General features: G+C 68.7%; 25 protein-coding genes. 8 read left to right on the top strand and 17 right to left on the bottom strand.

Annotated elements, in window-relative coordinates:
• Nucleotide 1: 1 nt before the first annotated feature.
• From JEQ17_RS00435 to JEQ17_RS00455, 5 genes are all read right to left on the bottom strand, one after another.
• Nucleotides 2-580 carry a TetR/AcrR family transcriptional regulator gene (locus JEQ17_RS00435; protein ID WP_200393286.1) on the bottom strand — a complete coding sequence of 193 codons (579 nt, stop codon included), beginning with the start codon at nucleotides 578-580 and terminating at the stop codon, nucleotides 2-4.
• Between the two features lie 259 nt (nucleotides 581-839).
• Nucleotides 840-1,772 (bottom strand): quinone oxidoreductase family protein, encoded by a 933-nt coding sequence (locus JEQ17_RS00440; protein ID WP_200401220.1) that lies wholly within the window; start codon nucleotides 1,770-1,772, stop codon nucleotides 840-842.
• A gap of 117 nt (nucleotides 1,773-1,889) precedes the next feature.
• Complete coding sequence (locus tag JEQ17_RS00445; protein WP_200393287.1) at nucleotides 1,890-2,282, bottom strand: pyridoxamine 5'-phosphate oxidase family protein; 393 nt, start codon at nucleotides 2,280-2,282, stop codon at nucleotides 1,890-1,892.
• 63 nt (nucleotides 2,283-2,345) lie between these two features.
• On the bottom strand, nucleotides 2,346-3,125 hold the full coding sequence (locus tag JEQ17_RS00450; RefSeq protein WP_200393288.1) for an SDR family NAD(P)-dependent oxidoreductase: 780 nt from the start codon (nucleotides 3,123-3,125) through the stop codon (nucleotides 2,346-2,348).
• Nucleotides 3,126-3,318: 193 nt separating this feature from the next.
• Nucleotides 3,319-4,113, bottom strand: coding sequence for an alpha/beta fold hydrolase (locus tag JEQ17_RS00455; protein WP_200393289.1), 795 nt, complete (start codon nucleotides 4,111-4,113; stop codon nucleotides 3,319-3,321).
• A gap of 143 nt (nucleotides 4,114-4,256) precedes the next feature.
• Between JEQ17_RS00455 and JEQ17_RS00460 the strand changes: the two genes are divergently transcribed.
• On the top strand, nucleotides 4,257-4,850 hold the full coding sequence (locus JEQ17_RS00460) for a TetR/AcrR family transcriptional regulator (protein WP_200393290.1): 594 nt from the start codon (nucleotides 4,257-4,259) through the stop codon (nucleotides 4,848-4,850).
• A gap of 94 nt (nucleotides 4,851-4,944) precedes the next feature.
• Here JEQ17_RS00460 and JEQ17_RS00465 read toward each other — a convergent pair whose 3' ends face one another.
• The gene (locus tag JEQ17_RS00465; protein ID WP_200393291.1) at nucleotides 4,945-5,115 is read right to left on the bottom strand and encodes a hypothetical protein; all 171 of its coding nucleotides are present in this window, start codon (nucleotides 5,113-5,115) and stop codon (nucleotides 4,945-4,947) included.
• Nucleotides 5,116-5,288: 173 nt separating this feature from the next.
• Between JEQ17_RS00465 and JEQ17_RS00470 the strand changes: the two genes are divergently transcribed.
• Nucleotides 5,289-5,486 carry a hypothetical protein gene (locus JEQ17_RS00470; protein ID WP_200393292.1) on the top strand — a complete coding sequence of 66 codons (198 nt, stop codon included), beginning with the start codon at nucleotides 5,289-5,291 and terminating at the stop codon, nucleotides 5,484-5,486.
• A 51-nt stretch (nucleotides 5,487-5,537) separates the two neighbouring features.
• Here the strand turns inward: JEQ17_RS00470 and JEQ17_RS00475 are convergent, their stop codons facing one another.
• Together JEQ17_RS00475 and JEQ17_RS00485 are read right to left on the bottom strand one after the other, a co-directional pair.
• Complete coding sequence (locus JEQ17_RS00475) at nucleotides 5,538-6,917, bottom strand: ABC transporter permease (RefSeq protein WP_234047966.1); 1,380 nt, start codon at nucleotides 6,915-6,917, stop codon at nucleotides 5,538-5,540.
• Between the two features lie 18 nt (nucleotides 6,918-6,935).
• Nucleotides 6,936-7,715, bottom strand: coding sequence for an IclR family transcriptional regulator (locus JEQ17_RS00485; RefSeq protein ID WP_200393293.1), 780 nt, complete (start codon nucleotides 7,713-7,715; stop codon nucleotides 6,936-6,938).
• Between the two features lie 182 nt (nucleotides 7,716-7,897).
• Between JEQ17_RS00485 and JEQ17_RS00490 the strand changes: the two genes are divergently transcribed.
• The 4 genes from JEQ17_RS00490 to JEQ17_RS50805 are packed head-to-tail and all read left to right on the top strand — an operon-like array spanning nucleotide 7,898 to nucleotide 10,446.
• Nucleotides 7,898-9,091: an FAD-dependent monooxygenase gene (locus tag JEQ17_RS00490; protein ID WP_200393294.1), complete on the top strand. Its 1,194-nt coding sequence runs from the start codon at nucleotides 7,898-7,900 to the stop codon at nucleotides 9,089-9,091.
• Nucleotides 9,088-9,237, top strand: coding sequence for a hypothetical protein (locus tag JEQ17_RS50795; protein ID WP_407700025.1), 150 nt, complete (start codon nucleotides 9,088-9,090; stop codon nucleotides 9,235-9,237). Before JEQ17_RS00490 ends, JEQ17_RS50795 begins: the two co-directional genes overlap by 4 nt.
• A complete protein-coding gene (locus JEQ17_RS50800) occupies nucleotides 9,237-9,503 on the top strand; it encodes a dioxygenase (RefSeq protein ID WP_407700026.1) in 267 nt (88 codons plus the stop codon). Before JEQ17_RS50795 ends, JEQ17_RS50800 begins: the two co-directional genes overlap by 1 nt.
• 1 nt (nucleotide 9,504) lies before the next feature.
• On the top strand, nucleotides 9,505-10,446 hold the full coding sequence (locus JEQ17_RS50805) for a dioxygenase family protein (protein WP_407700027.1): 942 nt from the start codon (nucleotides 9,505-9,507) through the stop codon (nucleotides 10,444-10,446).
• A 189-nt stretch (nucleotides 10,447-10,635) separates the two neighbouring features.
• Here JEQ17_RS50805 and JEQ17_RS00500 read toward each other — a convergent pair whose 3' ends face one another.
• The 8 genes from JEQ17_RS00500 to JEQ17_RS00535 all read right to left on the bottom strand — a co-directional run bounded on the left by JEQ17_RS00500 (nucleotide 10,636) and on the right by JEQ17_RS00535 (nucleotide 18,245).
• Nucleotides 10,636-11,622 carry an aldo/keto reductase gene (locus tag JEQ17_RS00500; protein WP_200393295.1) on the bottom strand — a complete coding sequence of 329 codons (987 nt, stop codon included), beginning with the start codon at nucleotides 11,620-11,622 and terminating at the stop codon, nucleotides 10,636-10,638.
• A 235-nt stretch (nucleotides 11,623-11,857) separates the two neighbouring features.
• Complete coding sequence (locus JEQ17_RS00505) at nucleotides 11,858-12,817, bottom strand: amidohydrolase family protein (protein WP_200393296.1); 960 nt, start codon at nucleotides 12,815-12,817, stop codon at nucleotides 11,858-11,860.
• A gap of 55 nt (nucleotides 12,818-12,872) precedes the next feature.
• Nucleotides 12,873-14,459: a Na+/H+ antiporter gene (locus JEQ17_RS00510; protein WP_200393297.1), complete on the bottom strand. Its 1,587-nt coding sequence runs from the start codon at nucleotides 14,457-14,459 to the stop codon at nucleotides 12,873-12,875.
• Nucleotides 14,460-14,526: 67 nt separating this feature from the next.
• On the bottom strand, nucleotides 14,527-15,327 hold the full coding sequence (locus tag JEQ17_RS50635; protein ID WP_325176224.1) for a DUF2255 family protein: 801 nt from the start codon (nucleotides 15,325-15,327) through the stop codon (nucleotides 14,527-14,529).
• 117 nt (nucleotides 15,328-15,444) lie between these two features.
• Nucleotides 15,445-16,461, bottom strand: a complete 1,017-nt coding sequence (locus JEQ17_RS00520) for a zinc-dependent alcohol dehydrogenase family protein (RefSeq protein WP_200393298.1) — start codon at nucleotides 16,459-16,461, stop codon at nucleotides 15,445-15,447.
• Between the two features lie 36 nt (nucleotides 16,462-16,497).
• Nucleotides 16,498-16,905 (bottom strand): (R)-mandelonitrile lyase, encoded by a 408-nt coding sequence (locus tag JEQ17_RS00525; protein ID WP_200393299.1) that lies wholly within the window; start codon nucleotides 16,903-16,905, stop codon nucleotides 16,498-16,500.
• A 67-nt stretch (nucleotides 16,906-16,972) separates the two neighbouring features.
• Nucleotides 16,973-17,305: a carboxymuconolactone decarboxylase family protein gene (locus JEQ17_RS00530; protein WP_200393300.1), complete on the bottom strand. Its 333-nt coding sequence runs from the start codon at nucleotides 17,303-17,305 to the stop codon at nucleotides 16,973-16,975.
• A gap of 37 nt (nucleotides 17,306-17,342) precedes the next feature.
• The gene (locus JEQ17_RS00535) at nucleotides 17,343-18,245 is read right to left on the bottom strand and encodes an alpha/beta hydrolase (RefSeq protein ID WP_200393301.1); all 903 of its coding nucleotides are present in this window, start codon (nucleotides 18,243-18,245) and stop codon (nucleotides 17,343-17,345) included.
• A 122-nt stretch (nucleotides 18,246-18,367) separates the two neighbouring features.
• Between JEQ17_RS00535 and JEQ17_RS00540 the strand changes: the two genes are divergently transcribed.
• Together JEQ17_RS00540 and JEQ17_RS00545 are read left to right on the top strand one after the other, a co-directional pair.
• Nucleotides 18,368-19,213 carry a helix-turn-helix domain-containing protein gene (locus JEQ17_RS00540; protein WP_200393302.1) on the top strand — a complete coding sequence of 282 codons (846 nt, stop codon included), beginning with the start codon at nucleotides 18,368-18,370 and terminating at the stop codon, nucleotides 19,211-19,213.
• 110 nt (nucleotides 19,214-19,323) lie between these two features.
• Entirely contained in the window at nucleotides 19,324-20,193 is an 870-nt protein-coding gene (locus tag JEQ17_RS00545; RefSeq protein WP_200393303.1) for a helix-turn-helix transcriptional regulator, read from the top strand.
• A 579-nt stretch (nucleotides 20,194-20,772) separates the two neighbouring features.
• Here the strand turns inward: JEQ17_RS00545 and JEQ17_RS00550 are convergent.
• Nucleotides 20,773-21,642 (bottom strand): helix-turn-helix domain-containing protein, encoded by an 870-nt coding sequence (locus JEQ17_RS00550; protein ID WP_200393304.1) that lies wholly within the window; start codon nucleotides 21,640-21,642, stop codon nucleotides 20,773-20,775.
• Nucleotide 21,643: the final 1 nt, after the last annotated feature.

Below are 21,643 nucleotides of genomic sequence, written 5' to 3' on the forward strand. Positions count from 1 at the left end.
GTCACGCCCTCTTGACCGGTGAACGCCCAGCCAGGACGGACTCCATCAGGAAGCGGAGCATCTCGTGTGCCGGTCTGTTCCGGTCGTTGGGCACGTGCGCGCCTTCGAACACGGTGACCACGGTATCGCGGAGGAGCGTGGCATCGATGTCGGGGTCGCCGTCGAGGCCGTGCTCGGCCATGACCTCGTCGACCAGTCCGACGATCCAGCCCAGGAAGGTGTTGTGGGCGGCCCGAACCGCCTCGGAATGCGGAAGCCGGTCGTGCATGGCCTGGTGCAGCGGCCGGGAATAGCGCATGTCGGACAGCCCTCGCACCAGCCGGCTCAGTGGGTCGGCGCCCGCCTGCTCCGCACTGAGGGTACGGATCTCGCGGCTGAGCATCCGGTCCATCACCGCGGCGAAGATGTCGTCCTTCGAGTCGAAGTACCAGTACACGTTACCCCTGGCCACCCCGGCGGCGGCACTGATGTCCGCCATCGTGGTCTTGTCGTACCCCTTGGCGAGAAAAAGCTCGGTGGCCGCGGCCAGCAGATCACCTGTCCGCTCTTCACGGGGGATCTGTTGGCGGTTACGCGGCATCCCGGGCTCCTCTGATGTGTTCAGCTCGTCTCAACTGAGTGTAGACAGCCAGCTGAACCGGCCTGACGTCAATGAAGAGTTCTTGCCGAAAGAGCGGCGGCACGACGGTGCCGGGCATCCCGGAAGCCTGCGAGATGGCTGTATGGCGTAGACATGACTGTGTCCCCCCGCCTGTGGCGGGGGGACACAGTCATCTCGGTCTGCCGACCGTAGCTTCGGCGTCCGTGAGGTCGTCGGCCGAAGGCACGGTCCGGTCGAGTCAGGGCACCAGGACGATTTTCCCGCTGGTGCGACCGGTCATGACCTGGCGATGGGCGGCAGCGGCTTCGTGAAGCGGGTAGCTGCCGGCGATCAGGACGTTCAGCCGCCCTGCCTCCGCGGCCTCGGTGAGCCGCAGTCGGGCGGCGTCCCGGACCTCCGTGCCCGGATCCGCGCCGGGCCCGCCGCCGAGCAGCTTGATGCCGGCCTGGGCCCCGCGCGCGAACCCCGCGATGGTGGCGATGCGGGAACGGTCCGCCACGAGTTCCACGGAGACGTCAACCGCCTCGTCGGTGCCCACCAGGTCGGCCGCCGCGTGGACGCCCTCCGGCGCTGCCGCGCGTACCCGGTCGGCCAGACCGGGCCCGTACGCGATCGGAATCGCCCCCAGCTCGCGCAGCATGTCGTGCTTGCCGGGGCTTGCCGTTCCCACGACGGTGGCGCCGCTCGCCACCGCCAGCTGCACGGCCATCAGGCCGACTCCTCCGGCGGCACCATGGATCAGCACCGACTCGTCCTTGCCCAGACCGATCGCATCGAGAACGTGTGCGGCGGTGACGCCGACGACCATCAGGCCGCCGGCCTGCTCCCAGGACAGCGCCGCGGGCTTCGGCACCACCGCCGAGGCCGGGACGACGATTTCGGCGGCGTACGCGCCGGGCGCACGATAGGCGATCACCTCGTCGCCGACCTCGACCGGACCTGCGGGGCCGGTCGCGTGAGCGCCCACCGCGGTCACCACACCCGCCGCCTCGGCGCCGAGCCGCATCGGCAGTTTCGCCGGATCGGTCCCGAAGGTGCCGTCGTACATCTTGTGGTCGAAGGGGTTCACCCCGGCGGCGAGGACCGCGATGCGCACCTGGCCCGGCCCGGGGTCCGGGACGGCGACATCCATCACCGACAGCACCTCGGGATTTCCGTACTCACTCGCCACTACTACTTCACTCATGTCACCAACTCGGTTCCGAGGGACTCATTCCGGCACAGTCGCAGCCGCTCGCGTCGTCCGGCACGGTGCTGAGCAGCCGTGCCCGCCGCAAACAGTGGACTGTCACGCAGGGCTGTCGATGCTCCAGGACGTGACGAAGTCGGGTACCACCTCGACCCAGTTGGGACCGAAGCCCGGCCCGAGCACTTCGCCGCCCTCCGTGTGCAGGACCGCCGCTCCCTTGATCAGGATCCCGCGCGGCTGCCAGGTCTGCCCGTCCGCCACGTCGTCGACCACCAACGCCGCCTGCGGGTTGATCGTGAGGTGACGGATGTAGAGCCGCTCCTGTCCGCGCCCTTCCAGGACGCGTCCCCCGATCTTGATGACCTCGCGCTCCGGATCGAAGTGGTACCGGATGGGCACCACGTGCGGTTTGCCGGACGTACCCGTCGTGGCGAGCCGCCCAAGGATGTGTTCGCTCAGGTACGCGACTTCCTGCACGTTGAACCTGCCCATGTCGATCTCCGTTTCGTTGGTTGGCTCCGACGTCCACGGAACGTCGGCTCACCGCAGCAGCGGCTACTGGTAGCGGGAGGCGAGGTCCGAACGGCGGCCGCCGGACAGTACGGCGCTTTCGGCGGCGAGCAGCGCGTCGAGTGCCGCGGGCTGGTCCTCCAGGCCCGGAACGCAGATCGTCTCGCCCAGACGGAGCCCTACGAAGCTGGCTCGCGCGACGTCCTCGGCGGTCATGACGACAGGGACGGTCTGTCCAATGCCCTGGTGGAACTCTGTGGCCACCGGTCCGGGGCAGACCACCTGGGTGCGGATCCCGGTGTCCGCAAGTTCATGGCCCAGGGTGCGAGTGAAGGCCACGAGGGCCGCCTTCGCCGCGGCGTACAGGGTGCGGCGGGGCGGGCGTCGGCCGGCCTGTCCGGCGCTGAAGGCGAGCAGCGAGGCGACGGTGACGATCGTGCCGTCGTCGGCTGCGCGCATGCCGGGGAGTGCGGCACGGACGAGTTGGACATGCGCCTCAACGTTGAGGGTGAGCAGGTCGTCGATCTCGGCCGGGTCGACATCGATGAGCGGGGCATAGCCGCCGACACCTGCGTTGCTGATCAGATGGCGAACGTCCCCGGCACTCAAGCGTTCCGTCACCGCGGCAATGCCCTCGCGGGTGGCCAGGTCGGCGGGAAGGACCTCAACGGCGGCACCGGCCTTACGGAGTTCGTTGGCCAGATCCTCCAGCCGGTCCGCGCGGCGGGCCACCAGGACGAGGTCCAAGTCGTCTGCAAGAAGGCGGGCGTACGCGGCGCCGATGCCGGAGGAAGCACCTGTTAGCAGAGCAAGGGGCCTAGTCACAACGACATGATAATTCAGGAGCTTGCTAACTGACAAATGCTTGATACCCATGAAGGCGCCTTAGCCTTTCCCGTGCCTGAAGCGGCGAGCCGGAGGCGCGGATGAGCCGCAGCGGGCCATCGGGGGCGGACCGAGGGGCTGCGCCGTTGTTGCTTGTGCGGCCCGTTCGTGGTGTGCCCTCGGGCGTGTGCTGTCAGGTGTTGTGTTTGTGGAGGAAGTTGGTGGTGAGGTGCAGCCATTCGTCGGTTCGTTCGAGCATGGGGAGGTGGCCGGTGGCGATGTCGGCGAGTTGGGCGTGGGGGATGGTTTCGGCGAGGTGGCGGTGCAGGGCGGTGGAGACGAGGCGGTCGTCGGTGGTCGAGATGACCAGGGTGGGGGCGGTGATGGCGGTGAGGTCGTCGCGGACGTCGAGTTGGCCGACGAGGTCGGTCTGTTCGGAGCTGCCGTCGGCGGTGCCGGCGGCGACGTGGTCGAGGGTCTGGCGCAGTTGTTCGGCGGGCATGGATTCCAGTGCCTGGGTGCCGAGGGCCATCATGAGCTGGAATTCGGCGAGCAGTTCGCGGTCGCCGGATGCGGCGATCTTGCTCCAGACCGAGGAGGCGAGTGCGAGGCGGTTGTCGCGGTGCGGGAAGGCGGCGGTCAGGACGAGTGCGGTGACGCGCTGGGGGTGGCGGGTGGCGGTGCGGATGGCGACGGGGCCGCCGAGGGAGTAGCCGGAGACGGCGAAGCGGTCGAGGCCTTCGGCGTCGGCGGCGGCGATGAGCTGGTCGGCGAGGTCGTCGAGGGACAGCGGGGTGGTGGAGCGGGGGGTGTCGCCGCTGCCGGGGTAGTCGATGCCGACGACGGTGTGGCGGGCGGCGAGTGCTTCCAGGACGGGGCCGTAGGTGCCGGCCAGGCTGCTGCCGGCGCCGTGGGCGAGGAGCAGGCCGGGGCCGGAGCCCAGGCGAGTACGGGCGTACTTCGCTTCGACCGGATTCCGAGATGACATGACCATTCACCTTTCGCAGGTATACCGACCCGCACGAATCATCCAGTGCGTGTGATTACTCTTCATGTGTATCACACGTTGCGTATGATTCATACTGTGATGCTAATCACGCGCAATGTATGATGTGAAGGTAGGGTGGCGGTATGAAGCAGCCCCTCCACCGCCGTCAGCCGACCCAGAGCAACCCGCGCGTGCAGCGCACCCGCAACCGCGTGCTGGCCGTCGCGCGAGACCTGCTGCCCCAGGTCGGACCGGCCGGGCTGACCTACGCGCTGCTGGCCGAGCAGGCCGACGTCACCCGCCAGACCCTCTACCGGCACTGGCCCACCCGGGCCGCACTCCTCTTCGACCTCATCCTCGAAGGCCCCGACCTCGGCACCTACCCCGAACCGGGCAACGACGTAGGTGACGTGGCCACCGCCTGGCTCAAAAGCCTGCGCGCCGGAGTCAGCGTGCCGGTCGTCCGCACCGCGGCTCTGGCAGTCGCCGCCCAGGCCGACCACGACCCCGACAGCGCCCGCGCACTCGTCCACATCAGCGAAGACCGCCACTCCGGCTTCAACAGACTCCTGGAGCCGTCCGGCATCCAGATCAGCGAAGACGAATTCACCCTGCTCTACGGACCCGTCCTCGCCCGCCTCTTCCTCGACCGTGGCCAGGTCACCGACACCTTCATCGACACCGTCGTCACCCAATGGCTCACCACCCTGCAGCACGCCAACACACCACAGGAGTGATCACCTCAAGTCGGCCGAGTCCGGGTTCGGCCACCGGTTCACGTCCAAGGCCGCAGGAACCGATGCCACACGGGGATAGGGCGCGGGTGGAGTGTCAGGCGGACGCGTCGCAGTCCGTGCTCACGCCGTGGCCGGGCTCGTCCGCCTCGGTGTGCGGCAGCAACTGACCCTCCTCGTTCACGGGGGCACCGGCCCACATTCTCAGGGCGTCCATGGCCGGGCCAAGCCCCTGGGCGTGTTCGGTGAGGCGGTAGGTGACGGCCACGGGAGGGCCTGCTGCGCTTCCCGCTCCACCACGCCGGCGTCCGCCAGTTCCGTCTTTCCACACCACCCTGGCGACCGTCGAGGCCGACGACGCGGTGAAGCAGACCGCCGCCGCGGGCGAAGTCGGCGACTTCCTGACCGCGCGGGACTCGGGCCGCTATTCCAAGGGCGTCGATGTACCGCGACCATGACACCTTCTTCATCGACCCCGCCGACCGCGACAGGACCGTCGCCGCGGAGCCGGCCGCCTACCCGGCCGACCCTCGGATCGACGTGAAGGTGATTCCCGACGCCGGTCACGACCTCGCACTGCAGCGCAACGGTAAGCGCACCACGAAGTACATCGACGGCCGGCTCGCCCGGGAGTTGTGAGCGACGCGGGGCGCCGGCCGGTCGCAAGACGCACCACCGGGGAGAGGCCCCTCACCCGCCGAAGCCGACGGTGAGTCTGCTGATGAGCTGGCGGCGGCCGAGAATGTAGAGGGCGAGGATCGGGAGCGTGGAGAGGACCACCGCGGCCAGGATCGCCTGGATGTTGATGGTCAACTCGCCCTGGAAGCGCCACACGAACAACGGCAGGACCCGCTTGTCGGGGCTCTGGGTGAGGATCAGCGGGAAGAGGAAGCCGTTCCACAGGTTCAGGGCGTCGTAGATCGTGACCGTGATCAGGGCAGGGCGCGCCAGGGGCACGGCCGGACTCCAGAGCATCCGCCAGTGGCCAGCGCCGTCCGCGCGCATGGACTCGTACAACTCGTCCGGGATGTCACGCAGGAAGTTGACCAGGATGATCACCGTGAGCGGGATCGCGAACGCCGCCGAGGGGAGCACGATCGCGGGCAGGGTGTCGTACATCTGCGCCTTGGCGATCAGGTAGTACACCGGGATGATCGTGGCCTGGAGTGGGATGGCGAGTCCCAGCAGGAAGACGCTGAACGCCCAGCGCAGCGCCCGGCTGGCGCCGCAGACGATGGCGTAGGCGTAGGCGTAGGCGTAGGCGGCCAGGAACGACACCACGAGGGTCAGCAGCATCGCGCCGACGGTGACCAGGGTGCTGTTGAGGAGGTAGTGGGTGAAGGCGCTGTCCAGGACCAGGCGGTAGTTCTCCAGGGTGGGACTGGTCGACAGGGCGAGCGGGTTGGAGTAGAACAAGCCCTCGCGGGTGCGCAGGCTGGTGACGACAACCCAGTAGCCAGGGACGAGGACGACCACCAGCCAGAGAACGCCGCCAAGGCACCGAGAGGGTTGGTGCCGCACAGACGAGCCAGGCGGCCGGGTGCCCCCGCGGTCGTCGGTGTCGGGCGGGCCGAGGAGTCGGTGGACGGGGCGTGGGAGACCGCGGACATCATATTCCTGCCTGCTGGCTGCGCATCCGGTTGAAGCCGGAGAACCGGAGAATGGCGAGAGAGAGCAGAAGTCCTGCCAGGACGAGCACCACAGAGATGGCGCTGCGAGGCCCATCTCGTTGCTCTGGAAGCCGGTTATGTACATGTCGAGCGGCAGGATGCGGGTGGCATAGCCGGGGCCGCCGCCGGGGAGCACGAAGACGAGGTCGAAGTAGGTGAGCGAGCCGACGACCATCAGCGTCGACGACGTGACGATGGTGTAGCGCAGCTGGGGCAGGGTGATGTGCCAGAACTGCTTGAGCCGACCCGCGCCGTCGATCGACGCCGCCTCGTACAGGGATGCCGGGATCTGCCGGGCTCCGGCCTGGTAGAGCAGCGTGTGGGCTGCCGGCCCGCCGCACGCACTGCCAGGCGAGTATCCGAAGACCGTCCGGCCCGCACAACGCCGCTGTCCATCCAATGAACAACGAGCAAGTGATCAGCTGTTGCGGACCTTGACGCCAGGGCGCCAGCCGAGGAGGCGGGATATGCCGAGACCGCTCGCGATCACCGACGGAAGCACCGCCTGGTGCTTCACCGAGTCAGTGCGCACGACCACGGACAGCGCCGCTACGACGCGGCCTTCGCCATTCACGATGCGCATGGCCACCGAATCCGTACCGGGAGTCAGCTCTTCTCGCACCGTGGCCGTCCCGGTGCGACGGCAGTCGGCGATCTCCTTGCGCAGGACCTCCGGCGCCACGATGCTTCGCGGCGCGTATTCCCGGAGTTCGCCCGACAGCACGGTCTCGATCAGCTCCGTGCCTCCGTGGCTGAGCAGCACCTTGCCCACACCCGTGCAGTGCAGGGGAAGCCGCCCACCGACCTGGGAGACGAGCTCGGGTGCCTCCGGTGCGGACAGTCTCTCGATGATCACCGCTTGCTGGCCCTCCAGGACCGCCACTTGCACGTGCTGGTGGAGCGCGGTGTAGAGATCCTCGAGGAACGGCTGGGCCAGCGTGCGCAGTGATTCGGTGAGCGGGGCCAGGGTCCCGAGTTGCCACAGACGCAGTCCCACCGTGAATCTGCCGTCCGGCCGACGATCCAGCGCGCCGAAGTCGGTGAGTTCCATGGCCAGTCTCCGCACAGTGGCATGCGGCATGCCCGTCTTACGCACCAGGTCGGCGAGGCTGAGCGCAGTGTGCCCGGGCTGGAACACGAACAGTACTTCCAGCAAGCGGGAGCCCACCGTCCTGCCGGGCTCGCTGGTCCGGGGCATACCGTACTGCCTCCTCGCTGTGCGGTACCGCTCGTCTTGCCCGACTTCTTGCCCGACTCAGCGTAGCGACGCCATGGAAAACGGTGTCCATCCAATGAACACAGCCGTTCCCGGCGCCGCCGAACGCCAGACAGGATCTGGGGCCAGTTGATTTGCCCTGGACGAGCCAGAGGAGTCCATCAGTGCCTGCCACCGTGCCGGGTCCGCGCATTGCCATCGTCGGGGGTGGCATCGGTGGTCTGGCCGCCGGTGCGTTCCTGCGCCGCTCAGGGTTGACGGCCACCGTCTACGAACAGGCGCCCGCACTCACCGAGGTCGGCGCCGGGCTCGTGATGGCTCCCAATGCCGTACGGCTGCTGCGGCGCCTCGGCACCATGGACCAGTTTCTCGGCCGGGCCGTTCCGCTGGACTGGGGTTGGGAGTTCCGCCGCTGGGCCGACGGTGGGGTGCTCTCGGTCGAGCAGCTGAACGGTGTCTGTGAGCGGCTCTACGGCGAGCGCACCTACGTCGTGCACCGGGCCGACCTGCTGGACTCCCTCAGGGCGGCTGTGCCCAGCGAGTGGATCCGCCTGGGCGCACGCTGCACGGCGGTCGACGCACGCAAGGACGTCGTGCTGCTGCGCTTCGCCGATGGCAGCCATGCCGAGGCGGACATCGTCATCGGCGCCGACGGCGTGCACTCCGTCGTCCGCAACTCGGTGACCGAGCCCTCACCGCCGACGTATTCCGGTATCTGCGCCTTCCGCATGCTCGTGCCCGCCCGAGCCGCGCCCGACTTCGCGCTGCGCCGCGCCCAGACCCTCTGGCTCGGGCCCGGACGGCACTTCGTGCACTATCCGGTCGCCGGTGGGCAGGCCGTCAATCTCGTCGCGTTCGCTCCGGCCGGGGATCACACCGACGAGTCCTGGAGTACGACGGCCACGATCGAGGAGTTCCATGCCGAGTTCGCCGACTGGGACCCGCGGGTGACGGATCTGATCACCGCCGGCGGTGTACCCGGGCGCTGGGCGCTGCTGGACCGGGCGCCACTCCGGCGTTGGAGCCGGGGCAGGATCACCTTGCTCGGGGACGCCGCGCATCCCATGTTCCCCTTCTTCGCCCAGGGCGCGGCCCAGTCCATCGAGGACGCCGCGGTTCTGGCTCGCTGCCTGGCCGCGTATGCGAACGACCCCGAGCGGGCTCTGAAGCGGTACGAGGCGGCGCGGATCGAACGCACCACACGCCTGCAGGAGATCAGTCATGGTCGCAGGGATATCAACCATCTGCCCGACGGGCCCGAGCAGCAGGCTCGCGACGCCGCACTGGCCGGATCCGATCCGCTGGTGCGCAACGGCTGGATCTACGGCTACGACGCCGAGGAGGCACCCACCGCGTGAACGACAACGCCGACGGCAGGGGCAACGCCACCATGGCCATCGCCACTCCCGCGGCACCGGACCGGCAACGTCAGGTCGAGGAGGAGCTGGTCCAGCCGTCCTCGCGTCATTCCAGGACACCCAGGATCCGCGGCTCAAAGAGCTGATGCAGGCCCTGGTGCGCCACCTGCCCGCGTTCATCCGGGAGGCCCGCCTGACCGAAGCGGAATGGCAACACGCCATCGACTTCCTCACCGCGGTCGGCCACATCACCACTGACCGCCGCCAGGAGTTCGTGCTGCTGTCGGACGTCCTGGGCGCGTCCGTGCAAACCATCAACGTCAACCATGGGACCACCGCGGGCGCCACCGAAGCCACCGTCGTCGGCCCGTTCTTCGCCAAGGGCTCCCCCGAGATCCCTATGGGGGGGTGACATGGCCGCCGGTGCCCCGGGACAACCATGTTGGGTCGCGGGCACCGTCACTGATACCGACGGTAATCCGGTCCCCCGAGCGCAACTCGATGTGTGGGAAGCCGACGAGGACGGCCTCTACGACGTGCAGTACGGCGAGGACCAGTTGGCCGGCCGGGCACACCGGTTCACGGACGACCAAGGTGACTGCGCCTTCTGGGGACTGACTCCGACGCCATACCCCATCCCCTACGACGGCCAGGGCGTCCTTCAGCTGCACGGGGTTGTTCAGGCCAGGGTTCCCCGGGCCACCAGGGTTGGACAGCAGGACCCAGTGCCGCTTGCCGAGCGTGCTGGTGCGCAGCCGCGAGTTCTGCAGGCGCAGGGTCCGGCCGTCGGGGTGCTCGTAGTCGACGGGGACGGTGATGGTGGCGCACTGGTAAGGGGCGGGGGCGTCGGTGTCGCACCGGCGCCATACCGGGTGCTGGCCGTAGTACCGGTCGAGGCGGGAGAGGTGGTCCGCCGCCGCGGGCTTGGCGGTGGGCGCGGTCGCTCCCTGGGCGATGGGCAGGGCGAGGGCGGCGAGCACTCCGGCGGCCAAAGCGACTGTGCGAGTGGTACGGGACATGGGGAATGTCCTTCTCGGCCACGGGCCGCTGGGGAGAGGCGACGCAACGGCGCCCTGCCTGACTCTCCGATCACCCGGGCCGACGACGCCTCAGCCGAACGGCCAGAGACCCAGCACGGCCGTCGGCCGAACGGCCGATCTCATACCTGCCGACGCCTGGACGCACGCCCGGTGCGCCACGCCCACGTGGGCCGCCTGTCGGGAACCAGACCGGCATCGTGGCCGCACAGCGCACCCTGCGTCCCTGCGAGACCCCTCACAGAGCGGTACCGGATCACCGTGATCTCTCCCGGTGCTGTGGGCACGGTGCAGCCGCGCGTGACGCTGTACGGCTGACCTCGCGCCCTCGCGACGGTTCGTCAAGCCGGTTGGGCGCTGCGCGTCTCCACTGGGGCGCGCAGCGCAGCCGGGCGCGGCGTGGGCAGGTTTCGTTGCCCAGCCGATGCCTGTAGGTCGCCTGGGCGGTTGATTGTGAGCGAGCGTCATCGCTCTGATTCCCTGCCCGCAAATCGTTTTGTTCGTCTGCTACTTGTCGAGCAGTGACATGTGGTGCTCGTTGTAGCGGTTTCCCTGTACTCCGACGCGGCCGGCGAGTTCGTTGAGGTCGGCCAGTTCGTCGGCGGAGAGCGGCAGTTTAGTGGCGCCGATGTTCTCCTCGATGCGAGCGGTGCGCCGGGTTCCGGGAATCGGAACGATCGACGGGTGCTGCGCCAGCAGCCAGGCGAGCGCGACCTGCCCCGGTGTCGCGTCCTTGGCCTGCGCGAGCCTTGCGACGTTCTCGACGAGTGCCTGGTTCGCCGCCCGGTTCTCGGCCGTGAACCGCGGAATGTTCGTGCGGACGTCGTCTGCGGCGAAGGACGTCGACGCGTCCACCGTGCCGGTCAGGAACCCCTTGCCGAGCGGGCTGAAGGGCACGAACCCGACGCCGAGTTCTGCGCACGTCGGCAGGACCTCCGGCTCCGGATCTCGGGTCCAGAGCGAGTACTCGCTCTGAACTGCCGTCACCGGGTGGACCGAGTGAGCACGACGGATGGTCTGCGCACTGGCCTCCGAGAGCCCGAAGCAGCGCACCTTGCCTTCCTGTACGAGCTCGCCCACCGTGCCGGCGACGTCTTCGATAGGCACGTCCGGATCGACGCGGTGCTGGTAGAACAAGTCGAGCGTTTCGACCCTGAGCCGTTTGAGGGAGGCCGTGGCCACGGCACGGATCTGCTCGGGCCGGCTGTTCAGGCCGGCGGCGGCGCCGCTGTCGATGCGGAATCCGAACTTGGTGGCGATCACCGCCTGGTCCCGCACCGGAGCGAGGGCTTCTCCGAGGAGTTCTTCGTTGACGTAGGGCCCGTACACCTCTGCGGTGTCGAAGAACGTGACTCCGCGTTCGACGGCGCCACGGAGTACGGCGATCATGTCGGTGCGATCGCCGGGATTGGGGCCGTAACTCTGGGACATGCCCATGACGCCGAGACCGATGGCGGAGACACGCAGGTCACGCCCGAGCGTTCGAGTGTGCATCTTTCCTCCTTGTTGCTGTCGGCACCGGTAGGTGGGCTTTGAGCCGCGAGACGGCCGCCGCAGCATCCGGTGTCGTTCTTTGCGCTCGATATCGGATCGGGGGTCTGCGGGCCGGTGCCACCAGGCTGCTCCTGCATCCCGTGGTACGCGACCTGACATTTGACCGGTCTCCGGAAGGACTGGCCGGCGCGGCCTGGCACCGTGCGCCTCGTGTTGGGATCCGGGCGGCTGTCGTTCACCGCGCAGGCCCCGAGAACAGGCGCTCGGCGTTGGCTGTCGTCAGGGAACGCCACGTGGTTCCTTCCGCTGGTGACTCGGCCGCGTCGATCGCCGCGATGTGGGCGTCGGCCAGTGGTGCGGGCGTCCAGCAGTAGTCGCTGCCGAAGAGCACGCGGTCAGCGTCGACGAGTTTCAGCAGTGCGGGGACCTGGCGTGGGAAGGCCGTGCCCGCCATGTCGTAGTACAGGCCCCGGAGGTGCTGCACCGCATCCTGGGTGGGCGACTGCTCCGCAGGCACGAACAGTCTCATGAACTCGTTGATGCGGTCGGCCAGGACGGGAATCGCGCCGCCGCAGTGCGGGACGATCACCTGCATGTTCGGATGTCGCGTCAGGACGCCCGCCATCACCATGTCTGTGACAGTGCGGGCCGTGTCGAAGATGTACTCGACCATCGGGCGCGGTCTGCCGAGCGCGGACTGTTCCCAGCACACCGGCGAGGTGGGGTGCAGGAAGACCACGGCCCGCCGGCGGTCGAGTTCCGCGAAGACCGGGTCGAGGCGCTGGTCACCGAGGTACACGCCGTGCGTGTGTGTCAGCAACGCCACGCCGTCGGCGCCGAGTTCGTCGAAGGCGAAGGCGATCTCCTCCAGCGCGCCGTCCACGTCCGGGAGGGGAAGCGACGCGAAGTTGCCGAAGTGGCCCGGGCGGTCGCGGATCAGTTCGGCGGTGTATTCGTTGACGCGCCGGGCCAGGAGGCGGGCCGCCTTGTCGTCGCCGAAGTGCACGCCGGGCGAGGACATGGACAGCATCGCGGTCTCGATGCCGTTGCGGCCCATCAGGTCCAGGTGTGCCTGCACGGACCACGAGGGCCAACTGCCCATGCCGTCGGGGTGGGTGTGGCCTGCCGCTGTCGCCTGCTGGACGTAGAAGTCGGGAAGGAGGTGGGCGTGGACGTCGATGAGGCCGGAGGACATGACAGGGGGATCCCTTCTCGTCGGTCTTGGGGCGAGGGTGGGTGACGGGCTCGGCTCACTCCGCCTGTTCGCGTCCGGCCAGGCGCACCTCTTCGTTGTCCAGAGCGGCCTGGAGTCGGCGCAGCACGGTGTCGTCGATGTGTCGTTCGTCGCGCAGGCGGACGACGGTTGCGCGTTTGTGGGCGATGAGGGCGAGGCGCAGGTCGGTGTAGTGGCGGTTGTGGAGCAGGGCCAGATCGCCGTCGGAGCCCGCGCCTCTGGCCCGTACGGTTGCCAGGTGGGCCTCGTACTCCTGGCGCAGCCACTCCGTGACCTTCGGGGTAGTGCCCAGTTCGTCGGCGAGGCGCGGCAGTGCCTGGATGGCTTCCTCGGTGGCCGTGGTGTCGGCGAGGACCTCTTCCTCGTCGACGGACGTGTCGTGAGGCAGCCGGGCCCAGCGCACCACGCCGGGCAGCAGCAGTCCCTGCACCACGAGCGTCACCACGATGACGCCGGAGGTGACGAAGACGATGAAGTCACGGTCGGGGAAGGGACCGCCGGAGTCGAGGGTCTCGGGCACGGAGAGTGCCACTGCGAGTGACACAGCGCCCCTGAAGCCCGCGAACCCGCTGACCACGCGTGCCCGGTGGCTCATTCGCCGCAGCCGTTGCTGGGGACGCCGGTCGATGGCGCGGATCAGGTAAGCGGAGGCGAACAGGAACGCGAAGCGGACGGCGACCAGGACGACGCTGACCACTCCGATCGCGGTCAGGGCGTCTTGGAGGTCGGATCGGTTCAAGTGGCGGAGCGCGTACTGGAGTTCCACTCCGACCAGGACGAACAGGGTGCCGTTGATGATGAAGGTGAGCAGTGGCCAGAAGGCCAGTGCCTGGCGGCGGTGCTCGGCGCGGATCAGGCTCGGGGCGACCTGGGCCATGATCAGCCCGCTCACGACGACCGCGAGGACGCCGGAGGCGTGGATCATCTCGGCGAGCAGATACGCGGTGAACGGCGCCAGGATCATGACGAGGTTGCCCAGCAGGGGATCGTCCAGGCGCCGGCGCAGGTTCATGTTGACCCAGGCGACCGCCACGCCGACCGCCGCCCCTCCGCCGTAGGCCAGGAGGAACAGTGCGCCGACATGCGGAAGGGTGAGGTGTTCCTCGCCGACGGTGATACCGACCGCCAGGCCGAAGATGACCAGGGCGGTGCCGTCGTTGACGAGGCTTTCGGCACGCAGCACGGTGACCTGACGGCGCGGCAGTGCGCGGGCCAAAACGCCCACCGCTGTCGCGTCGGTGGGAGCCACGGCCGCGCCCAGCGCCCAGGCAGGCCCCCACGGCAGCCCGAGCGCGTGCCCGGCGACCGCGACGGCCCCCGCGGTGAGGATCACCAGGACCGTGCTGAGCAGGGCGATGCCGCGCAGGTTCGTCCGGATCTCCCGCATGGACGTGGTGAGACTCTCCCAGTACAGCAACACCGGCAGGAAGAGCAGCAGCACCACTTCCGGAGGAAGCTGCGTCTGGCGCACGGCGGGGACCAGCCCGACAAGGGCACCCACGACCAGCAGCACGACAGGTGGCGCGACGCCCAGGCGCTGCGCGACGAACTGGCCGACCAGCACGGCCACGCCCAGGAGTACGACGAGTTCGAGACCGATCACGGGGCTTGCTCCTGAGTCGGGCGGACGACCGGCGGGAGTCCAGTGGCCGCCACCGGGCACGTCGTGCTCATCTGGGCACCAGCTTCAGCGTCGTGGCGCGTGCCGCCACCATGGGATCGACGTACGCGCCGCCGAAGCGGCCGTATTTGGTGCGGTACGCGGTGTCGATGCGGTCGTTGACGCCGGAGTCCGGCACTTCGACGAAGGTGACGTCCTTGTCGACGCCACCGGACCGGACGTGCCCCTCGTGGCTCGCGCGGGCCGTGAGCCACCAGCCGCCGTCCGTACCCCGGAAGGAGCGGACATACAGGTCGTCACCGTCGCGGACGACCCAGATCGGCACCGGCCTGCGGAGGGTGCCGTCACGCCGGAGCGGCGCCATCTCCAACTCGTCCGCTCCGCTGATGCGGTTGAGCTCGTCGCTCGTCCATGTCGGTGTCGGTGCGGCGGAAGTGGTGGTGAGCGGTTGACCGAGGTGGGTACGGGTGATGCCGAGCGAGTCCTCGAAGACGCGGTAGTCGGTGATCAGGCCGTCGGCGACGGTGAAACGCAGGATCATCTCGCTTTCGAGCAACTGCCCCGAGGGATGGAACCGGGAGGTGTACCGGCCCGGCGCCAGGACCCGTCCGTCGGCCTCCACCATGGTGCCCAGCTCGAATGCGAGCGGCTCGACGGCGGCGAAGAACGCGGTGAGGGACTGCCGGATCTCCTCCGGGCCGGTGCGGGTCCCGGCCCAGGGGGTCAGTGCCGGGTCGCCCGCGATCGTCCACGTCACGTCGGGAGCGAAGTGGACGAGGATTCGCTCCAGGTCGCGTGTGCCGAAGGCGTCGAAGTACGCCTCGACGGTGGCGATCGCCTCGCTGGTCATGACTGGCGGTCCGTTCTGCTCGGTGGCTGCGGCGGTCGAACGGCCGCTGCTGCCTGGTGGTGCCGGCGGTGGTGGGCGCTGTCGGCAGCGCCCACCACCGCCGGGGCTCTACTCAGGTCAGGGACGCAGCAGCGTCTTGATGGCGCGGCGTTCGGCCATGGCCTTGTAGCCTTCGGCGGCCTCGTCCAGGGGCAGCGTGAGGTCGAAGACCTTGCCCGGGTTGATACGGCCGCTGAAGACGCGGTCGATCAGGTCGGGAAGGTAGGCGCGCACGGGGGCGGGGCCACCGCGCAGAGCGACGTGCGAGAAGAAGAGCTGCTGGCCGTCGATCTGCGTGCCGTGGGGGAAGCCGACGAAGCCGACGTTGCCACCCGGGCGGGCGGACTGCAGGCCCTGGTGCATCGACTCCTGCGTGCCGACACACTCGAGGACCGAGTCGGCACCGATGCCGTTCGTCAGTTCCTTGACGTGGGCGACGCCTTCCTCGCCGCGCTCGGTGACGATGTCGGTGGCGCCGAACTCCAGGGCCAGCTTCTTCCGGGACTCGTGGCGGCTCATGGCGATGATGCGTTCGGCGCCCAGTTCCTTGGCGGCGATGACGCCGGACAGGCCCACTGCGCCGTCACCGACGACCACGGCGGTCGAACCAGGCTTGACCTCGGCGGCCTTGGCGGCATACCAGCCGGTGCCCATGACGTCGGACAGGGTCAGCAGGTCCGGGATCAGGTCGTCGGCCGGCTGCTCCGGGGTGGTGACCAGGGTGCCGTCGGCGAGGGGGATGCGCACGTACTCGGCCTGGGCGCCGTTCACCCACTGCGCGTGCTGGCAGGAGGTCTGGTAGCCGGCCTGGCAGCTCGGGCAGGTGTTGTCGGAGGCGACGAAGGAGCCGATGACGAACTGTCCCGGCCTGACGCTCGACACGTCGTTGCCGACCTCCTCGACGATGCCGACGTACTCGTGGCCGATCGGCTGCGGCTCGGCGACCGGCAGGACACCCCGGTAGCTCCAGAGATCGGAGCCGCACACGCAGGCGGCGACGGTGCGGATGATGGCGTCCGTCGGTGCCGTGATCTTCGGTTCCGGGGCGTTCTCCACCCGGATGTCTCCGGGCGCGTGAATGATGGTTGCTCGCATGATGCCTTCTCAGCTCTAGTCGGGTCTGCCGTGGCCTCAGGGGTGCGTACGGGTGCTGACGCGCGGGCCGTTGTACTGGTCGTCGGAGACGTGTTCGAGCCACGTGGCGTCGTCCGTTTCCCACAGGGCGAGGTGGATCATGAACTGGCCGGGCGCGGCACCGTGCCAGTGCTCCTCCCCCGGCGGTGTGTCGATGACGTCGCCGGGGTGAGCCTCGATGATGTCGCCGCCGCGGGACTGCACCAGCGCGATGCCCTCGACGATGTGGAGGGTCTGGCCCAGGGCGTGGGAGTGCCAGGCGGTGCGGGAGCCGGGTGTGAACCGGACCATGTTGGCCCGCATCCGGGAGGGGGCCTCACCGCGGTAGATCACGTCGGCGTAGGCGTCGCCGGTGAACCACTCGGCAGGAAGCTTCACGGTGGGAGGCTGCGTCAGCAGTTCCATGGTGCGTCGTCCCTCTGGTGTGGCGGTGTGGGGAGAGCCCGCGACGTGGGGTGCGGGCGGAGAGGCATCAGCCGGACTGGTCGGACTTCTCCACGATTTCCTTGAGCTGGGTCATCGCGGTCATGGCGTTGGGCCATCCGGTGTAGAAGGCCAGATGGGTGATGGCCTCGATCAGCTCGTCCTTGGTCACGCCGTTCTCCAGCGCCTTGCCGAGGTGGAAGCCGAGCTGGTCGGTCCTGTACAGGGCGGCGAGAGCGGTGACGGTGACCAGGCTGCGGTCTCGCGGGGACAGACCCGGCCGCTCCCAGATGTCGCCGAAAAGGACGGCGTCGGTCACCTCCGCGAGCTTGGGGGCGAACTCCTGGATGGCCGGCGGCGCGAACTTCTTCCGTTCGGACATGGGGTAGTGCTCCTCGCGTGTTTTCGGGTGGGGGGATTCAGGCTGCCCGGCCTTTGGCCGCGATCATCAGCAGCGGGCGCGGAGCGAGGCTCTCGATGCCGGCGAAGGAGTCGTACCGGGCAATCTGGTCGACGCTGCGCGGCACCACCCATGCGTTCCCGGACCATGCGTGTGCACCGTGCGCAGCGCGGTCGTACTCGTGACCCTGCCGGAGACGGCCCGGCGCCGTTTCGTCGACCTCCTCGGGCACGATGTGTTCGATGACCGCCGGCTCGCCCAGGGGCCCCTCCGTGCGGAGCTGGCCGGCACGGGCGACCAGTTCGCTGAAGAAGAAGACCGAGGGGTCCCTACCGTCGCTGAGCCCGTCGCGCAGCAAGCTGCCGACATCGGCGGCGCTGACGGTGCCGGTGGCCTTGATGCGCTGGTCACTCACGGCGGCGTTCGCAGCGTGGCCGCCGCCGGTGGAAATGCCCAGCACACCGATGCGTTCGGAGTCGACGTCCTGCCGAGTGCTCAGGTAGCTGACGGCCCTGTTGATGTCCTCCGCTCGCTGGAACGGGTTCTCCAGGAAATGAGGTTCGCCCTCACTCGCGCCCTGGTAGGCGGCGTCGAAGGCGAGGACTGCGTAGCCGTGCTCGGCCAGCCGCTGAGCGTAGAGGCCGGCGGCCTGCTCCTTCACCCCACCCCACGGATGGACGACCACGATCGCGGGCATCGGGCTGTCGGCAGGGACAACTGGAGTGTGCAGGTGACCGGCCGGCGTCGGGCCATTACTGAGGAACGTGAAATCCGTCCGCACTGTCTCTATCTCGCCTCCTCCGCCTGCTGCATGGAAATCCGGAATATCGGTGCCATTCGGAAAGTAATTCTCTCCCAGGGGTTGGCCGTCCCGCTTGTTCGGGTGAATAATTTCCGCAGGCCGATTCTGGTCGCCGAACACGCCATCGACCCTGCCACCTTCACAGGAACCCACAAAGGGGAGAATTCCATCCTCGGAATCACTTATCCAGGGGAGAAATCCTTACCCCCTCCCGGAGGCCGAGCGGTGCAACACTGGCTGTCATGACCAGCGACGCGCATTTGAACGAGCTGGGATCATTCCTCAAGGCGCGGAGGGCCGAGTTGAGCCCGCGCACCGTAGGCCTGCCCGACACCGGTGGGCGGCGAGTGCCCGGCCTGCGCAGGGAGGAGGTCGCCCTGCTCGCCGCCATCAGCACCGACTACTACACACGGCTGGAGCAGGGCCGCATCCAGCCGTCCGCGTCAGTGCTGTCCACCCTGGCCCACGTCCTGCATCTGTCCGATCACCAGCGTGACCACCTGTTCGAGCTGGCCGACCGACAGGGGGCACGACACCGCCGCCCGGCGGCACAGAAGGCGCACCCGCAGTTGCGCCGCCTGCTCGACGATCTCACCGCGAGTCCCGGCGTGGTGATCGGCCGCCGTATGGACATCCTGGCGTGGAATCCGCTCGCCGCCGCCCTGCTCACCGACTTCGCGAAGGTGCCGGAAGACAAGCGGAACTGCGCCCGTATCCTCTTCACCGACCCGTCCATGCGGACGCTGTACGCGGACTGGCGTGCGGTCGCCCGTGGCTGCGTGTCCCATCTGCGCATGACGGCCGCCAAATACCCGGACGATCCGCGGCTGACCGGTCTGGTCGGCGAACTCTCCATGCAGGACAGCGACTTCGGGCAATGGTGGGGAAGCCGTCGTGCGCCGTCGCGCAGCTTGGGCATGAAGAGGTTCCACCACCCCCTCGTGGGCGAACTCGTCCTCGACTGGAACACCTTCACCTGCGGCAGCGATCCCGATCAGGAACTCGTCGTCTGGACGGCGGAGCCCGGCACATCGTCGTACGACGGACTGCGCGACCTCGCCTCACGGGCCGCCGGTCAGGCCGACTGACGTAACGGTGTGATCCGGCTCGCCGAGTCGGCAAAGACCGGGTGACTGTCAGACACTAGGAGAAAACCCTCCCCCTCACTTTTCGGGTGAACGCTGCGACACTGGCTGCTATGTACAGCAAAGAACATTTGCCTGAACTAGGAGAGTTCCTCAGGGAGTGCCGAGCCCAACTCAGCCCGCGGACCGTGGGCCTGCCCGAGTCCGGGGCCTCCCGGCGCGTGCCGGGGCTGCGCCGCGAGGAGGTCGCCCAACTCGTGGGAATCAGCACCCACTCCTACGCGCGGTTGGAGCAGGGGCGTGCCCCTGTGCCGCGGTCGGTGCTCGCCGCGCTCGTCCGTGTCCTGCACCTCGACGACGACCAGCGTGACCACCTGTTCGAGCTGGCCGCGAGTGGCGAGTGCGAACCGCGCCGCCGCCCGGCGCAGAAGGTCCACCCGCAGCTCAGGCGCATCCTGGACGAGCTGCCGACGACCCCCGCGCTCGTCCTGGGCCGACACTTGGACATCCTCGCCTGGAACCCTCTGGCAGCTGCTCTGCTCACCGACTTCGACCGGATCCCGGAGAGGAAGCGCAACTACGCCCGGCTGCTCTTCACCGACCCCGCCTTCCGGGAGCTCTACCTCGACTGGAGGACGAACGCCCGGACCTGCGTCGCCCACCTGCGCCTGGAGGCCTCCAGGCGCCCTGGCGACCCGGGCATGGCCGCACTCGTCGGCGAGCTGTCGGTGGCCGACGCCGACTTCCGGCAGTGGTGGGCAGGCCGCCAGATGACCGGCCTGCGGATGGGCACCAAGAGGCTGCGACACCCACTCGTCGGCGACCTCACCCTCGACTGGGACAGCCTGACCTGCACAGCCGACCCCACACAGAAGCTGGTGATCTCGACCGCCGATCCCGGGACCCCGTCCCATGACGGGCTGCTCTTCCTGGCGTCGTGGACCGCGGACCCGCACACGCCGGCCCGGGACGCGGCAGCTTGACCGGGACAGGGACAGTCGGCTCGCGCCGTCGTGCCCGTCCTGAACGAGGTGGCGGGGCCGGGCCGGCGTGTATGCCGTCCCGGCCCCGCCGTGGTTCACCGCGCCGAGCGGACGGCGTGCCCGATGGTGGGCGCTGTCTCTGTCAGTTCCGATGCGTTCACCCCAGTGGGTTCCATCCGTCGGTACCGGCCAGGTACTTCTCGCGCATACCCGGAAAAGGGGAGGGTTTTTGGCTGGGAGGCGGTCATAGCGGGGACGAAACCCTCCCCCATGACACCAGCAACGACGAGAGAGGCCAGCCCCTCGCCGTCGTGCTATGGCACGCCGAGGAGAGCAAGCGCGTGGGGCAGTCTGAGACACGATCATCCAGAGGGCGGAACGAGCGGTCTGGTCCGAGCACCCAGACGGCAGGGGCGAGGGCGAAGCATCTGAGCTGCCATGACCACGGCCGTCCAGCCGTCCGTCGCTCACAGCACCCTCGCGGCGGCCGAGCCGATCGCGCCGCGACTCCTGGCTGTCCAGGTCAGCTCTGACGAGGGGTGAGGACTTCTCCCCCTGTGGACATACGTCGGAGGGGGCTCAGGTGGCGGTGTCGGAGGTCGTCGGCTTCTGGTCCGCGGCCCAGGAGGCCAGGAGGCGCAGCCCGTCGTGGGACGGGGAGCCGGGTTCGGCGTTCCACACGATGATGTGCTGGTCGGGGTCCGTGCCACAGGTGAGCGTGTTCCAGTCGAGCGTCAGCTCACCCACCACCGGGTGACGAAGCTTCTTGACGCCCTTGCCCCGCATCGCGACATCGTGTTCGGTCCACCACTGCCGGAACTGCGCGTCACGGGCGGAGAGCTCCTCGACCAGAGCGGCGAGGCGCGGTTCGCCGGGGTAGCGCGCACTCTCCATGCGCAACTGCGCGATGGCGAGGCGGGTGACCTCCTCCCAGTCGGCATACAGCTCACGCATCCAGGGTTCGGTGAACAGCAGCCGGAGGAACACGCGCTCAGGCTCCGGATAGCGCCCGAAATCGGTCCACAGCGCGGCGGCGAGCTGGTTCCAGCCCAGGATGTCGGTGCGTCGGCCGATGACGAAAGCCGGTGAGGCGGTGAGATCGTCCAGCATGCGCTGCAACTGCGTATCCACCTGTTGGCGATCGCCTGACGTGGGCGGACGCAACCTCTCTTTCGCCGCGAGGTCGAAGAGGTAGGTGCGCTGGTCGTCGTTCAGGCGGAGTGCCTGGGCGATCTCGTCGAGGAGGGGAGCCGATGCCTGGAGCCGGCCCTGCTCGATCCGCGTGTAGTACTCGGTGCTGATCGCGGCGAGAAGCGCCACTTCCTCACGGCGCAGACCGCTCACACGCCGCCGTTGCCCTCCGCGCAGACCGACCTCGGAAGGGCTGAGTTCGCCACGGCGGGCCTTGAGGAACTCACCCAGCTCGTTCAGATGAGGGTTGCGGTTCATG

Source organism: Streptomyces liliifuscus (assembly GCF_016598615.1).
Classification (GTDB): Bacteria; Actinomycetota; Actinomycetes; order Streptomycetales; family Streptomycetaceae; genus Streptomyces; species Streptomyces liliifuscus.

Excerpts from the sequence above, each read along its gene's own strand:
- JEQ17_RS00435 (WP_200393286.1), bottom strand. The coding sequence starts at position 580 with ATGCCGCGTAACCGCCAACAGATCCCCCGTGAAGAGCGGACAGGTGAT.
- JEQ17_RS00445 (WP_200393287.1), bottom strand. The coding sequence starts at position 2,282 with ATGGGCAGGTTCAACGTGCAGGAAGTCGCGTACCTGAGCGAACACATC.
- JEQ17_RS00455 (WP_200393289.1), bottom strand. The coding sequence starts at position 4,113 with ATGTCATCTCGGAATCCGGTCGAAGCGAAGTACGCCCGTACTCGCCTG.
- JEQ17_RS00460 (WP_200393290.1), top strand. The coding sequence starts at position 4,257 with ATGAAGCAGCCCCTCCACCGCCGTCAGCCGACCCAGAGCAACCCGCGC.
- JEQ17_RS00470 (WP_200393292.1), top strand. The coding sequence starts at position 5,289 with ATGTACCGCGACCATGACACCTTCTTCATCGACCCCGCCGACCGCGAC.
- JEQ17_RS00485 (WP_200393293.1), bottom strand. The coding sequence starts at position 7,715 with ATGCCCCGGACCAGCGAGCCCGGCAGGACGGTGGGCTCCCGCTTGCTG.
- JEQ17_RS50800 (WP_407700026.1), top strand. The coding sequence starts at position 9,237 with ATGCAGGCCCTGGTGCGCCACCTGCCCGCGTTCATCCGGGAGGCCCGC.
- JEQ17_RS50805 (WP_407700027.1), top strand. The coding sequence starts at position 9,505 with ATGGCCGCCGGTGCCCCGGGACAACCATGTTGGGTCGCGGGCACCGTC.
- JEQ17_RS00500 (WP_200393295.1), bottom strand. The coding sequence starts at position 11,622 with ATGCACACTCGAACGCTCGGGCGTGACCTGCGTGTCTCCGCCATCGGT.
- JEQ17_RS00505 (WP_200393296.1), bottom strand. The coding sequence starts at position 12,817 with ATGTCCTCCGGCCTCATCGACGTCCACGCCCACCTCCTTCCCGACTTC.
- JEQ17_RS50635 (WP_325176224.1), bottom strand. The coding sequence starts at position 15,327 with ATGACCAGCGAGGCGATCGCCACCGTCGAGGCGTACTTCGACGCCTTC.
- JEQ17_RS00520 (WP_200393298.1), bottom strand. The coding sequence starts at position 16,461 with ATGCGAGCAACCATCATTCACGCGCCCGGAGACATCCGGGTGGAGAAC.
- JEQ17_RS00525 (WP_200393299.1), bottom strand. The coding sequence starts at position 16,905 with ATGGAACTGCTGACGCAGCCTCCCACCGTGAAGCTTCCTGCCGAGTGG.
- JEQ17_RS00530 (WP_200393300.1), bottom strand. The coding sequence starts at position 17,305 with ATGTCCGAACGGAAGAAGTTCGCGCCGCCGGCCATCCAGGAGTTCGCC.
- JEQ17_RS00540 (WP_200393302.1), top strand. The coding sequence starts at position 18,368 with ATGACCAGCGACGCGCATTTGAACGAGCTGGGATCATTCCTCAAGGCG.
- JEQ17_RS00545 (WP_200393303.1), top strand. The coding sequence starts at position 19,324 with ATGTACAGCAAAGAACATTTGCCTGAACTAGGAGAGTTCCTCAGGGAG.
- JEQ17_RS00550 (WP_200393304.1), bottom strand. The coding sequence starts at position 21,642 with ATGAACCGCAACCCTCATCTGAACGAGCTGGGTGAGTTCCTCAAGGCC.